General features: G+C 53.4%; 9 protein-coding genes and 4 pseudogenes. 6 read left to right on the top strand and 7 right to left on the bottom strand.

Annotation, left to right across the window (positions count from 1 at the left end):
* Positions 1-23: 23 nt before the first annotated feature.
* The 5 genes from N4Q37_RS06290 to N4Q37_RS06270 all read right to left on the bottom strand — a co-directional run bounded on the left by N4Q37_RS06290 (position 24) and on the right by N4Q37_RS06270 (position 5,390).
* Positions 24-425 (bottom strand): YybH family protein, encoded by a 402-nt coding sequence (locus N4Q37_RS06290; protein ID WP_260956097.1) that lies wholly within the window; start codon positions 423-425, stop codon positions 24-26.
* Positions 426-549: 124 nt separating this feature from the next.
* Entirely contained in the window at positions 550-1,446 is an 897-nt protein-coding gene (locus tag N4Q37_RS06285) for a SphA family protein (protein WP_260956095.1), read from the bottom strand.
* A gap of 299 nt (positions 1,447-1,745) precedes the next feature.
* Positions 1,746-3,200: an amidase gene (locus N4Q37_RS06280; protein ID WP_260956093.1), complete on the bottom strand. Its 1,455-nt coding sequence runs from the start codon at positions 3,198-3,200 to the stop codon at positions 1,746-1,748.
* Between the two features lie 210 nt (positions 3,201-3,410).
* Positions 3,411-4,343: a SphA family protein gene (locus tag N4Q37_RS06275; protein ID WP_390897900.1), complete on the bottom strand. Its 933-nt coding sequence runs from the start codon at positions 4,341-4,343 to the stop codon at positions 3,411-3,413.
* 81 nt (positions 4,344-4,424) lie between these two features.
* On the bottom strand, positions 4,425-5,390 hold the full coding sequence (locus N4Q37_RS06270; RefSeq protein WP_260956092.1) for a helix-turn-helix domain-containing protein: 966 nt from the start codon (positions 5,388-5,390) through the stop codon (positions 4,425-4,427).
* Between the two features lie 772 nt (positions 5,391-6,162).
* Between N4Q37_RS06270 and N4Q37_RS27800 the strand changes: the two are divergent.
* From N4Q37_RS27800 to N4Q37_RS06250, 5 genes and pseudogenes are all read left to right on the top strand, one after another.
* A pseudogene (locus N4Q37_RS27800) lies at positions 6,163-6,945 on the top strand (MCP four helix bundle domain-containing protein); the annotation flags it as partial.
* Positions 6,940-7,803 carry a methyl-accepting chemotaxis protein gene (locus tag N4Q37_RS27795; RefSeq protein ID WP_390897908.1) on the top strand — a complete coding sequence of 288 codons (864 nt, stop codon included), beginning with the start codon at positions 6,940-6,942 and terminating at the stop codon, positions 7,801-7,803. The pseudogene N4Q37_RS27800 and the gene N4Q37_RS27795, both read left to right, overlap by 6 nt.
* A 145-nt stretch (positions 7,804-7,948) precedes the next feature.
* A pseudogene (locus N4Q37_RS06260) lies at positions 7,949-8,874 on the top strand (LysR substrate-binding domain-containing protein).
* Positions 8,875-8,979: 105 nt separating this feature from the next.
* A complete protein-coding gene (locus tag N4Q37_RS06255; protein ID WP_260956088.1) occupies positions 8,980-9,606 on the top strand; it encodes a glutathione S-transferase family protein in 627 nt (208 codons plus the stop codon).
* A gap of 62 nt (positions 9,607-9,668) precedes the next feature.
* A pseudogene (locus N4Q37_RS06250) lies at positions 9,669-10,555 on the top strand (pyridoxamine 5'-phosphate oxidase family protein); the annotation flags it as partial.
* 78 nt (positions 10,556-10,633) lie between these two features.
* On the opposite strand, the gene N4Q37_RS06245 reads toward N4Q37_RS06250, so the two are convergent.
* Both N4Q37_RS06245 and N4Q37_RS27790 read right to left on the bottom strand, forming a co-directional pair.
* The gene (locus N4Q37_RS06245) at positions 10,634-10,882 is read right to left on the bottom strand and encodes an HIT family protein (RefSeq protein WP_390897907.1); all 249 of its coding nucleotides are present in this window, start codon (positions 10,880-10,882) and stop codon (positions 10,634-10,636) included.
* Positions 10,833-10,943, bottom strand: a pseudogene (locus tag N4Q37_RS27790) (limonene-1,2-epoxide hydrolase family protein); the annotation flags it as partial. The gene N4Q37_RS06245 and the pseudogene N4Q37_RS27790, both read right to left, overlap by 50 nt.
* A gap of 249 nt (positions 10,944-11,192) precedes the next feature.
* Here N4Q37_RS27790 and N4Q37_RS06240 point away from each other — a divergent pair.
* Positions 11,193-13,019, top strand: a complete 1,827-nt coding sequence (locus tag N4Q37_RS06240; protein ID WP_260956086.1) for an amidohydrolase — start codon at positions 11,193-11,195, stop codon at positions 13,017-13,019.
* Positions 13,020-13,329 lie beyond the last annotated feature (310 nt).

Raw genomic sequence — 13,329 nt, 5'->3', positions numbered from 1 at the left:
TACCTTTTGTGTGATCGAATGCGTCATGCCTGAATGTCGTCTGGCAGATGGTCGCGACTCACTACATCTCGGTGTAGTCGCCAGACACCATTGAGACGTTTCCAGGTGACCAGATAACGTCCCGCTACAGCCGTGACGCGTTGACCTTGGGGTGTTTGCGCAAATAATTCGAAAGCACCTATTTCTGTTGCCGCATGCTCATCGCCGTCGACATCCAAGGTTGTGAAGGCGCCACCTATGATGCCTTTGGCAAAAAGCCCTTCGAAGAATTCAGCAATGGCAGATTGGCCTATAAGAGTGGGTGCGCCATCAGGAAGAAAGCACGCGTCCCTCGTGTACAGTGCGGCTACGTTCTGGCTGTTCTGACTAGCTACTGCAGTGGCTAATTCATGTTCGGCGTTCTGGATCTGCTCTTTAAGGTTCATGGTGTTCTCTCTTTTGATCTATATTCGTAAGTGGCCCGATGGCCTGCCCAAGTAAAAAAATCGCTAGAAAATTGGTTTCTTAAAATTTCGGCATTTTCTGAAGCTATGTAGTTGTTGTCTTTACTTAGAAACTTTGCGAGACGCGCACGGCGAAGGTATAGCCTTCGGCGCGATTTCGTGCATCGAACTCTTTATAAAGGTGCGCTGAGATGGGGGGTAGTCCAGGTTTAAAGAAGGCCACCGCTGGACCTAGTGCCGAGACTGCTGCGCGGTTTCCGGTGGTTAGATGGGGAGCGTCATCGTCGCTAATTTGACGGTAATAGAAACCTCCCAAGCCGACCGTCCAGGGGCCAATATGCTGTCCGACCGCAAATTCGTGGCGATATTCGACGCCGTTTTTGTAATCAGTGGCTTTATTTCGGCTGCTGACATCCACCTGAAAATTCGATGAGACTTCAAAGCCACTATCTGTAATGTAGGTGGCGCTCAGCCCTGGTGAATAGGTCCAGTGGTTAATGCCCGGTGACACCAGACGTTTCTTGTCATAATCACCAGTGGGTGCAGTGACAGAAAAATAGCTATTCACGAACAAGTTGGGCGACACATTCCATTGAAGTATCAATGGAACGAAAACCGCATCCGACATGCGAAACGGATCGGCTTCAAGTTTCATGGGGCCGGCAGGCGTCTGAACCTTGAGCTCAGCATCCATTTTGAAAAAGGGTACAATTATGCCGAAGCCGTAATTGGCGCCTAGCAGGGTATTTTCCGTCATCCGTATGTAGAAAGGTACGATGCTCAGCAGATCAAGGTCGACATCATTATCGACGCGATTGCCTTGATTGTCCTTCACGATCCTGGAGGAATAGAAGCCAGTGCGTATGCTTAACGTTCCGTTTGCAGTGGGTGGGGGGGTGAGACCGGCACCGAAATCATTGACGCCGAAGGTCGTGCTCACCACGCCGTTCTCAACGGCCTCTGCTGATGTCCAGACACACAAAAGGCTGAGTGTGAGTGTCATGGCGTGTCTTACGCAGTTATAATTTTTTTTATTCAGGGTGATGTCCTCATTCCGGGATGGTGAAGAGAGGACATAATGTGATGCGTATTTTTTTTCTTATATCCGATTTCAGCACAAATTCAGTATGCCAAGTGCGATGGGCGTTCGCCGAGCATGGAGCGGTAATCGACAGACAAACGCCCTATGCGCCAGAAACCCCAGTGCTCGACAATCGTTTGTATTCCTTGCTCATTAGGTTCCGCACGAATAGTCGCTCAGATGCGCCAGTCAATAGCTGATGTATCTGAGCTCCTATATATTTAGCGAGGGTTGATGGGGGTTAAATAGCCCGCGCGAGCTTCGATGACTTCGGCAGCATCCAGCAGATCTTCATCACGGAAGCGCCGACCTAGCAGTTGCACACCGCAGGGCAGACCTCCTGCAACGCCGACCGGTACCGACATCGCCGGAAATCCCAAGTTCGCAATCGCCATCATCGACCAGTTGGCCTCGATTGCCCGGCGCATGCCGTTAATATTTGCGATGTCGAGGTCCTGTGGGAACGCCTGCTCTGCACTGACCGGCAACAGCAGAATTGGATAGGTCTCTAAAAACGCTTGCAACTGCGCAATCAGGGTGCCGCGGCGCGCGTAACCGTGCATGAAATCAGTCAGGCTCGGCTCGGCACCCCACCAGTCTTTAGCGATCTCGCAGGTGTATTGCATGGACTGCAGAGCCCCTTGGTCGCCTGATTGTTCGACCAGCGGGGTGATTTCTTGCAACTCCCGCAAGGCCAGCAGATACCAGAGGCGGTACGCTTCTTCCAGAATGGGCAGCTCGACCGGTTCTACTCTGTAACCTGCATCGGCTAGATAGCGTTCAGCGTCCTTGAGCGCTGCTTCGACTGCCGCCGTAGGGCGTGTACCTGTATTGCGCAACACGCCAACACGGATAGGCCGTACGGCTGACTCGAGGGTATAAGGCAGCGGTAAGGATAGAGGGTCGCGGGGATCGAAACCGCTCATGACGGAGAGTGCCAGGCGCAGATCGCCAACACTGCGAGCGATTGGCCCATCCGTGGCCATGGCTTGTACGCAGAGCGGCTGATCCATGTTAGTTGGGCCGAATCGGCGAGGTATGCGTCCTACGGTTGGGCGAATACCCGTCACACCGCAACAATGTGAAGGATGACGAATCGAGCCACCAATATCATTGCCAATGGCCAGTGGCATCATGCCGGTTGCCACCGCCGCGGCGGCACCGCCGCTCGAACCGCCAGGTGTGTAGTCCTTGTTCCAAGGGTTGAGGGTGACACCATGCAGCAGGTTACTGGAGAACCATCGCATCGAGAATGCTGGCACATTACTGCGGGCGGTCAGTATCGCACCGGCCTGGCGCACACGAGCCACCGACGGGGAGTCTTCACTGGCTATATTGTTGGCGAACAAGGTCACCCCGTTGGTTGTTGCGCGGCCACGCTGATCGATGTTGACCTTGGTTGACAAGGGAACGCCGTGCAGTGGGCCGAGTGGTTCTCCTGCGGCCAGGGTGCGGTCGGCGGCATCTGCCGAAGCCAGCGCATCCTCGTGGTTGACTTCAGTAAAAGCGTTTATCTGCGGGTTGATCGCATCAATACGAGCCAAGCAGCTTTGCACTGCCTCACGGGAAGAGATTTTCCGTGTTCTGATTGCTTTGGCCAGGTCTACGGCGCTCCAGGCCCAAGGTTCGTTGGATGAAAGAGGTGTATTAGTGTTGCCGGCTGATGTGTTTTTCATTCGGGGCGTACTCTCTATCAAAAAGATTGCTTATGCGTATGAGCGAATTACTCGCTGTATTAACCATTTATGCTGTCGCGGCTAATTACATCCAAGTGCAGTCGCCACTGATTGTCGATTCGTTTCAAGTGACACGATAACGCGCTGCTGTTGCGGTCAAGCGTTTACCGTTTGCCGTTGGAGCTTGAAGATAAGGGCGACCTTTTAGTGTTAGAAGCTTTGCGAGACGCGCACGGCGAAGGTATAGCCTTCCGAACGGTTTCGTGCATCGAACTCTTTATAAATGTGCGCTGAGACAGGGGGTAGCCCAGGTTTAAAGAAGGCCACCGCAGGGCCTAAGGCCGAGACTGCTGCGCGGTTTCCGCTTGTCAGATTCGGAGCGTTATCGTCACTAATTTGACGGTAGTAGAATCCTCCCAGACCGACCGTCCAGGGGCCCATGTGTTGTCCGACCGCAAATTCGTGGCGATATTCGACGCCATTTTTATAATCAGTGGCTTGGTTTCGGCTGCTGAAGTCCACCTGAAAATTCGATGAAACCTCGAAGCCACTGTCGGTGATATAGGTAGCGCTCAGACCAGGTGAATAGACCCAGTGGTTAGTGCCCGGCGACGCCAGACGTTTCTTGTCGTAATCACCCGTGGGTGCAGTGACACCAAAATAGCTATTGACGAAAAAGTTGGGTGATACATTCCATTGAAGTATCACTGGAATGAAAAACGCATCCGCCATGCGAAACGGATCGGCTTCAAGTTTCATGGGCCCGGCAGGCGTTTGAACCTTGAGTTCGGCATCTATTTTGAAGAAGGGTAAAACTATACCAAAGCCGTAATTGGCACCAAACAGGGTATGTTCTGTCATCCGTATGTAGGAAGCTGCGATGCTCAACAGATCAAGGTCGACATCATTGTCGGAGTGATTGCCTTGGTTGTCCTTCACGATCCTAGAGGAATAGAAGCCGGTGCGTAGGCTTAGCGTTCCGTTCTCAGTAGGCGGCGGGGCCATGCCTGCCCCAAAATCATAAACACCGAAGGTCGTGGTTGGGACACCGTTCTCGGTGGCCTCTGCTGACGTCCAGGCACCCAGCAGGCTGAGTGTGAGTGCCATGACGTGTTTTCCGCAGCTATTGTTTTTGTTGTTCAAGGGAGAATCCTCATTCGAATTGACGAAGAAGAGACATGATGTGGTGCGTCTGTTTTTTTATATATCCGATTTCAGCACAGATTAACGGCCCAAGGTTTTCGATGGTCGTTCGCCGAACATGGAGTGATAATCGGCGGAGAAGCGACCCATATGCCAGAAGCCCCAGCGCTCTGCTACCGCTTGTATTGCCTGTGTCGTGTTGCTTTCTCGAAGTTCGCGCCGCACTGAATTGAGGCGTAAAGCTCGAAGATAAGCGACGGCATTGATGCCTAGGGCGTTCTGGAAGCAATACTGTAGCTTTCGTCGGCTTGCACCGATGCTGTTGCACAGATCAAGGATCGAGAAGGGTTCGTTCAGGTGGCTCATGGCGTATTCGCAGGCTCGATCGACTGTATGCTTGCGCGCTGTCGGCTTGAGTGAGAGTGTCTCATCGCTGGTGATCAGGTCGATCAGGTGCATGATGACTGTGTCGCTGATGTCGCTGCGAATGGTTTTCTGCTGAAGTTCATCGCCGCCTGGTGAGGCGCCTGCCAGTTCAGTGATCAACCATTTCAGCTCATGCCAAGCCGGCGTACCGCCAGTTGGGTAACACTTGGGAAAATCGGTAATTCGGAAATTGCTACCCTGGCACTCAAGTGTGTGTTGTAGCGAGCCCTGATCGATCGCGACCAGAAGGATGTCGACAATTTCGGGGACCTTGAGCTCGGGCATGTTGTCGCTATGCGCCACCATTACATAGGGCTCGCTGATCTGATGTCCTGAGCAGTACACATTATCGTGTCTCTTCAGGGGAACGCAGAAGGCAATCGTACCTTCTGCCGCCGCGCCTTTCTTCTTCATGGCCTGATTAGAGCGGTCGCGGACCATCTGAATCTTGTCCGAACGAAACTCGTCGAGTTCACCTTCGAAGCGACCATGGCTTAACTGATCGTAGCTAAGGCGCCAGCCACTCAAGCGATGAGCGTGCTCGTCAGGATCGTGGGTCTGTATGCGGCTCAGGTAAGGTAGTTGTGCTTTCGCCGGCTGGGCCAGGGTGTTGTTGTTCATTTTACGGCACCATTGGATGATCGCTGATTGAAAGAGCAAGTTCTATTCCTCTCCCTGATACCTCTCTGAAATTGTGCCGAAAATGGATAGGTTGACGGGTGGGAGGTTCGATCGGGGTCGATAGGCCAGTCTGGCAAAAGAGGGTAGAGGGGGCGTCAAGTTTCGGAGGTTCAGGCTAAATCGGGAGGTGGTGCTGGATGCCGCTGTCCTTGATGACATGGCGAAGCCCGAAGAGGGTGCTTGAGAGCTGGGTGGAAGGGGCAAAGACCTGCTTTGTACTCGGAAGGCACCATTATGCGTCTTCATGGCAGGCGTTGCTCTGAATTGGTGCGTCTCGGAAGTGAGTTTTTGGAGATGTGCTGAAAATGGATATCGCGGTTGTCTGTTTGTGTTTTAGGATCACTTTGATGATTGAGTTTGAGGGTGGCGTGCGAGGCAGATTAATTCAAGTCGATTTGTGAGCTTTTACGAGGAAAAATAATAATGAGTAGGGTATAAAAAGAGCGTTGCTCCTGGTCGAAAAAAGTCTTGTCTGTCGTCATTTAATCTGGCTTCCTCATTCGAAGCGCTTAAAGTCTGTGCTCGGCACTCGCTCGATATTTTGGCAAGATATAACTTTGCCCTGAAGTTTTGGCTTGCTAGGGCTTGAATATTGCATTTGTGTGTTTTGCGCTGCTCTGATTTTATGAGATTTCGAATTTTTTTTCGCGCTTTGAGTGTCGCTGTTTTTGTTATTGCTCATTTGCGTGTTACCTGAATAAGGAAATAGCCCATGTCATGGTTTCTCAATGCCAAGCTTGCAACCAAGTTATTGGTCGCATTTTTTCTGTGTGCCCTGATAACTCTTATGGTCGGGTTGCTTGGCAATCGTGGAATAACTCGGTTGTCGGCAAGTCTTGAGCACGTTTTTTCCCATAGTATGGTTTCCGTGGTGAAGATTGCTGAGTCTCGCTCCGCCACGATTAGTCAGAATCGTGACCTTTATCTTATGTTGCTGTTGTTGGCAACTAATGCTCCCGCTGCTGACAAGAATTTCATTCTAGATCGGTTGAAGCATACTCGAACTGAAGCTGAACAGGCATTTGCCGTATACCAAAAGACCGCCGTTGCAGAGGACGAGCGTAAGGCAATTGAGCAGGGGGAGAAGGAGTGGGCTGCATATCAGGGTAGTGTGGATCGCGTGCTGCTTCAGATTGAGCGTGGTGATCTCGAAGCTACGCGAGCAATTATGCTCAATGAGGCCTTGCCTGGCTATGAGCGAATTTTGGCTGGTTTCGGTACTATGACCGGTTCCATTCATAGGCAAATTGGTGAAGGTTCCATCGCCGCGCAAGAGGATGCAGCAACCGCTAGTTTCTTGCTTTACTCCGGGATCGTCATTGCTTTTTTTGCGGCTCTTGCCCTAGGCATGTTTATCACTCGCATCATTTCTCGTCCAATTGCTCTTGCCGTCTCTAGTGCAAAGCGGATCGCCAATGGGGATCTGACGGAAACAATCCTAGCCACTCGTCGCGATGAGGCGGGCCAATTATTGGGCGCCTTGGCTGCCATGCAGAGCAGTCTCAAAGGAACTATTCAGCACATTGCGGGTGCCTCCGGCCACCTCGCTTCTGCCGCAGAGGAACTGAGTGCGGTAACCGATGAGAGTCGTCGCGGCCTTGCCCGGCAAAGTGATGAAATCAACTTGGTTGCTACGGCTGTTACCCAGATGACCGCTGCAGTCGAGGAGGTTGCCAGTAATGCGGTCTCTACCTCCCGTGCGTCTCAGGTCGCTAGCGAGGAGGCGCAGAAAGGGCGTGCTCAAGCCCAGAGTGCGATCATTGCGATCAACAGCATGACGGAGGAATTAGATGCATCGGCTGTTCAGGTCGAGACGCTTGCGAAGAATACCCGTGACATCGGTAAGGTTCTGGATGTCATTCGCTCTATTGCCGAGCAGACGAATCTCTTGGCTTTGAATGCCGCCATTGAGGCCGCTCGGGCTGGTGAACAGGGTCGAGGTTTTGCCGTGGTTGCCGACGAGGTTCGAGCTCTCGCACACCGCACCCAAGTATCCACAGGAGAAATCGAAAGTATGATCGATGCTGTGCGTACCAGCGCTGATCAGTCCGTGCTTGCAATGGCCAAGAGTCAGGGGTTGGCCGCTAACACCCAGGATCTGGTTCAGGGGGCTGGGCATATGCTTGAGAACATCGCGGATAGTGTGCGAGAAATCAACGACCGCAACATTTTGATTGCAACTGCTTCCGAGGAGCAAACTCAGGTCGCTCGGGAGGTGGATCGCAATCTGATCAATATCCAAAATGCATCCGCTGAATCTACTGCTGGTGCTGAACGGAGCAATGTGTCGAGTCAGGAGCTTTCCAGATTGGCTGTTTCCTTTAATCAAAGGGTTGCCCAGTTTCGACTGTGACCCCGACGCTGATTGGTAGCTCATACAGCGTCGATGGATGTCTAAGCCGATAGCTCATCTCGCAATAATTCGAATTTCTGGAACAGTGAGATCACCGCGCCTGATTGCTACATGCGGGATATACCCGTCCAGTAGGAGTTGATTCGTGGACCGATTTAAGGAAATGCAAATATTCGTCACTGTTTCCCAGGCGCAAGGCTTCTCTGCGGCAGCGCGGCGTTTGGGGATGTCGGCAGCCAGTGTCAGCCGGGCAGTGGCGGCACTGGAGGCGCGTATCGGTACTCAGTTGCTGACGCGTACTACCCGTACCGTTAATTTGAATGAGGCCGGTCAGCGTTATCTGGAAGACTGCCGGAGAATTCTCGCCGACGTACAGGACGCCGAAGAATCGGCGGCCGAAAGTCATACCCAACTGCGGGGGGCAATTGACGATCACAGCTCCGGTGCTGTTCGGTCAGTTGTTCGTCACGCCGATCATGGTGGATTACCTTAATCACTTCCCGGAAGTCAGCATCAACACTGTGTTGGTTGACCGGGTCGTGAGCATGCTGGAGGAAGACATTGATGTGGCCGTGCGCATCGGTGAGTTACCTGACAGCAGCCGGCATGGAATTCGAGTTGGCGAAGTGCGGCTGGTGATTTTCCGGTCTCCAGCCTTCCTGGCTGTCCACGGCAGGCCTCTGCATCCAACCGATCTCATCGGGCTACCCATTGTCGCCACTTCTGCCATAGGTCAGCAAAGAAGTTGGTCCTTTCTGGAGGGCGGAGAGTCGTTCAGTATTCGTCCAGAACCCTGTCTGGTAGTCACGGCAATCAGGCGCTATCACAGCTGCTTGCTTGGGGTTGGGACTGACTCGTGCTCTGTGTTACCAGGTGGCGAGTAAGGTTGCCGCCGGTGAGCTGGAGATTGTACTGGCAGATTTCGAAGTTGCTCCCTTGCCCGTCCATGTCATTTACCGGGCCGGTGGCAAGGTCCCCGCGCGGGTTCGTAGCTTTGTGGATTTTGTCATGAAGGCGCTACGCGAAAACCCTGTTCTGATGCCCGATAAACTTTTACGCGCAGTGAAATAGTGGTTTGCTTTTTTTGGCTATTCTGTTGTTTTGGTGGTAGATGGAAAATGGCTTCCGCTCGGCGTTGCTCACTATGGAGCGGCGCGATCATCCAGTGGAGTCACTATGCATACGATCAAACTCTATAATTTCCCCCGTTCTGGCCACGCACATCGCGTGGAGTTGATGCTATCGCTGCTGAAACTGCCGACTGAGCTTATCTTTGTCGATCTGGTCAATGGTGCGCATAAGCAGCCGGACTTTCTGGCCCTCAACGCCTTTGGCCAGATTCCAGTGCTGGACGATCAGGGTGTGATCCTGGCGGATTCGAATGCCATTCTGGTGTACTTGGCAAAAAAATACGGTAACGGCCGCTGGCTGCCCACCGACCCAGTCGGGGCCGCCAAGGTTCAGCGCTGGTTGTCGGTTGCGGCCGGTCAACTGGCCTCTGGCCCTGGCATAGCCAGGTTGATCACTTTGTTTGGCGCACCTTTTAACGCGGAAGAGGTGATTGGCCGCTCTCATGCATTGCTCAAGGTGCTTGATCAGGAGTTGGCCGAGACTGCTTATCTCGCCGGCACCGAACCCACCATCGCCGATGTTGCCATTTACACCTACACCTCTCATGCGCCCGAAGGCAACGTGTCCTTGGATGATTACGCCAACGTTCGGGCCTGGTTGGCGCGAGTGGAAGCCTTGCCAGGATTTGTCGGCATGCCACGCACTATCGCTGGTTTGCAGACTACCGCTTGATGCTCACGGTCCAACCCTGTTGGGCCGTTCACATTGTGCGCGCAGGTGCATGGAGATGCATTATGGAGCACTCACCTTGGCATGCCGGCGAGAAACAATTGCAAGGCCATCTAGGGGTTATCGAGCAGATGGAAGCGTACGGCCGCAGGGCGATACGCAGCGAAATGCCGGACCAGCATCGCCAGTTCTATCAGCAGCTCCCCTTCATGTTGTACGGTGCAGTGGATGCCGATGGCAACCCGTGGGCCAGTATTCTTGAAAGGCCGTGGGCTTCGCTCATTCTCCCGCACCTTCGCTGTTGCTGTTGGATTGTCTGCCGGCTGCCGATGATCCTGCTCAGTTGCATCCCGGGGCAGCCATCGGCCTGTTGGGTATCGAGCTGCACACCCGGCGGCGCAACCGAATCAATGGCCGGGTTGGGGTCATGACGGCGAGCGGCTTCGGCGTATCGGTGGGGCAGTCTTTCGGCAACTGCCCAAAATACATTCAATTACGGCAATTTCATTCGGTGCCGTTGGCGGATCCTTCGATGCGTATCGTCCAGCATCTCGATGGATTGGATGATGCGGCCAGAGCGATAATCACCGAGGCGGATACCTTCTTTGTCGCCAGCTACGTGGGTGTCGATGGCTGACGCCCGGTGGATGTTTCTCGCCGGGGTGGCGAGACCGGTTTCGTGCGCATTGATGGCAGTCGCCTGACGATTCCAGACTTTGCCGGTAACCGGTTTTTCAATACCTTGGGCAACCTGCTGCTCAATCCGCGTGCCGGTTTGCTGTTCATCGACTTTAACTCAGGCGACCTACTGCAGCTCAGCGGACGTGCCGAGGTATTCCTCGGCGCACCTCAAGTTGAGTTCTTTTAAGGGGCTGAACGGATCTGGCTGCTTGAGGTGGAGAGCGTAATACGCCACCCAGCAGCTTTGGGTCTGCGTTGGTGCTTACCTGGATGAGCAGCTACCTTGAGTGACCACTCCGGTCAACCGCGCCCTTTCCGGGTGCGGGTACTTACAAGTTCCATCCTTGCGTCAGTGGTTTGAATGAATGCGCTCGACCAAACGCGCTTGCAGCGTTTCGAGCTCAACAGGATCTGCCCTATGCTTCGCATGCTCGCCGGGTTCCTCGCCATCCCAGCGAGGAATGATTTGTACGTGTATGTGGTAGACCGTTTGGCCAGCCGCAGCACCATTGAACTGCTTGGATCGGTATATTTGCCCGCTCTGCCTGACGTGTAAAGTCACTGAGATCGAAATAATCTCGCCATTCGACAATCTCATCGCTGTGAACACGGAAGCTTCCCATGAGGGGGATGGAGATGCGTGCGCCATCTTCAGCGATGAAGTTGTCAACATCAGTTCATGGCGACCCTCAGCGCGGATGAGGCGCAACGAGCCATTCGCGCATTGGTGAACGTTGGTTAGTTACGCAATGGCCACACCAGACGCTGTGGCACACGATGCCAAAACCGGATAACGACACTTTTGCTGCGCTCGTACCCTCATGAGAAAGAGCTGCAACCTTCCCGGATGGCCTTATGGTGGCTGACCGGTTGATTAAGCCCAGAAAGACCTTCATCGAGGACCAAAAATGGAAAGTTCAACTCGTCGCACGCTGATTTTCGGTGGCCCTGTTTTAACTCAGAACCAAAGGCGGGAAACTCATGAAGCCATAGTCCTTGAGGGAGATTCCGTGGTCGCCACCGGAGCGTTGGCAGACATGCGTGGTCTGGCTGGGCCCAGCGCTCACAAAATTGATGTCGATGGCGCCTGCGTCATTCCTGGCATCATCGACAACCATCCGCATTTTCTTCACTTGGCCAGTTTCGATGGGATGTGTGTCGATCTTTACGATGCCCGTAACCATGACGATATACGAGCGCGTATTCGAGAGCGGGCGGCAGTCACTCCTGCCAACGGATGGATCGTCACCACTCCTGTGGGTGAACCCCATTACTTTATCCGCCGCTCTTGGCGGGATTTGCCAGAAGGGCGTCTGCCTAATCGATATGAGCTGGACGTCGCTGCACCGGATCATCCGGTCTGGATTCAGGCTTACGCGCCGCAAGTGCCAAACATCAGTGTCATGAATTCCAAGGCATTGCAGGTACTGGGGTTTGGACGGGATTTGCCTGATGTGGTGGACAATGTCTGGATCGAAAAAGACGATTCCGGTGAGCTGACCGGTGTTTTTCGGGGCAGCGTGATCAATTACTACAATGACAGTGCATTCTGGATGACACGTGTGGTATCGAAGATGCCACTGCCGCCCCAGGACATTTGGTATCACGGTGCGTTGGCAGGCCAAATCAGGGCGGCCAATCAGGGGGTAACCGCCTGTTATGAGGCGCATGTGATGGACGCTTCCCACATCGCTGCTTACCAGCGCGTACGTGATGAAGGTCTGCTGAGCATGCGGGTCATGTCTGCACTTGATGTCGCTCCTACGTCCTGGGATCTGGGGTTGGGTCTGACCGAAGAAAATGTGCGCAAGAACTTCGAATTGGCGATGAAGCTGTCGCAAACCACTGACCCCTTGTACCGTGTTAACGGCATGTCGCTGGCGAGGGGGGGAGGTGCCTGGTCCGGTTTTCTTAGAATCGATCAAACCTACAAAGACCCTTACGGAAAACCAACGAATGGACGCGCATTCGTGTCACAAAGCATTGAGCGCAACGCCATCGAATATTGCCTGCGCAATAATGTTCGATTGAACATGGTGCAGGGCGGCTATCAGGATCACAGGGAGTTTCTGGAGTCCCTTGAGCCGTTCCTCTCCCAGTGGAACGTGCAGGAACGGGAATGGATCATGCAGCACAACATTCTTACCGATGAGAAAACCATCGAGCGCTATGCTGAACTGAACTTCCACCTGACCAGCAGCTTGAGCTTCTGCTGGGGCAAGGGCGATCTCTATCAAGAGCGTATTGGTGAGCATGTGCTTCCAGATCTGGTGCCGATAGGCAAGATGATGGCTTCCGGTGCCAATGTCGGGCTGGGTTCTGACTGGGGGCCAGTCAGTCCTTTCGAGCACATGGCGCTTGCCGAAACACGCGAATTTTCCGGCTCGGGGCGCAAGCATTCCGGCCCTGGTAACACCATCAATCGGCAGCAGGCATTCGACGCCTGGACGGTAAACAATGCTCGACTGATGCAGTGGCAAGGTATTGGTGCGCTGATGCCGGGCTATAAAGCTGACATTGCTATAGTCGATCAGAATATTCAGGCATGTAGCCTCGAGCAATTAGCCAAAACCCAGGTTCTACGCACCGTGATGGGCGGCAATGATGTGTTTGACGCTGGCGTGATACCTCGCCTTGATGTGGATGAGTTATCTGCTGAGCGTTCGCGGCCACTGAAGCGCGGATCGACGAAAGGACATGTCTGCGGGGTGGGTTGCAATCATGCCCATGAATAGGGCATTTCCATAGAAAAATGCTCCTTTTGGCGCGGATCGGGATCGGCCCGCACGCTTAACAGTCGTCTGGTCGATCCCTGTTATCCGCTTCCCTGTCATGTCTTCAGTTCTGTTCCTGGCTTTTTTGCGCGGTTTCTTGAGTTCAGTGGGGTGGATTTTGGTTACACCACAATGAAGACGCGAATTTTGGTTACAGTTTCTTTTAAATACTGAGTCTGAAAAAGGCTTAGGTGTTGAGGGCTAGGCAGAGTCTGAGTGTCTGGTAAATGCCTCGGTGCGATGATCGAACCGTTTTTATAACGTGATTATG

This window comes from Pseudomonas citri (assembly GCF_025336485.1).
GTDB classification, from domain to species: domain Bacteria; phylum Pseudomonadota; class Gammaproteobacteria; order Pseudomonadales; family Pseudomonadaceae; genus Aquipseudomonas; species Aquipseudomonas citri.
The sequence above is the reverse complement of the archived record's forward strand: the minus strand, read 5'-3'. Positions and strand labels throughout refer to the sequence as shown.

Excerpts from the sequence above, each read along its gene's own strand:
- N4Q37_RS06290 (WP_260956097.1), bottom strand. The coding sequence starts at position 425 with ATGAACCTTAAAGAGCAGATCCAGAACGCCGAACATGAATTAGCCACT.
- N4Q37_RS06285 (WP_260956095.1), bottom strand. The coding sequence starts at position 1,446 with ATGACACTCACACTCAGCCTTTTGTGTGTCTGGACATCAGCAGAGGCC.
- N4Q37_RS06280 (WP_260956093.1), bottom strand. The coding sequence starts at position 3,200 with ATGAAAAACACATCAGCCGGCAACACTAATACACCTCTTTCATCCAAC.
- N4Q37_RS06270 (WP_260956092.1), bottom strand. The coding sequence starts at position 5,390 with ATGAACAACAACACCCTGGCCCAGCCGGCGAAAGCACAACTACCTTAC.
- N4Q37_RS27795 (WP_390897908.1), top strand. The coding sequence starts at position 6,940 with ATGCAGAGCAGTCTCAAAGGAACTATTCAGCACATTGCGGGTGCCTCC.
- N4Q37_RS06255 (WP_260956088.1), top strand. The coding sequence starts at position 8,980 with ATGCATACGATCAAACTCTATAATTTCCCCCGTTCTGGCCACGCACAT.
- N4Q37_RS06245 (WP_390897907.1), bottom strand. The coding sequence starts at position 10,882 with ATGAGATTGTCGAATGGCGAGATTATTTCGATCTCAGTGACTTTACAC.
- N4Q37_RS06240 (WP_260956086.1), top strand. The coding sequence starts at position 11,193 with ATGGAAAGTTCAACTCGTCGCACGCTGATTTTCGGTGGCCCTGTTTTA.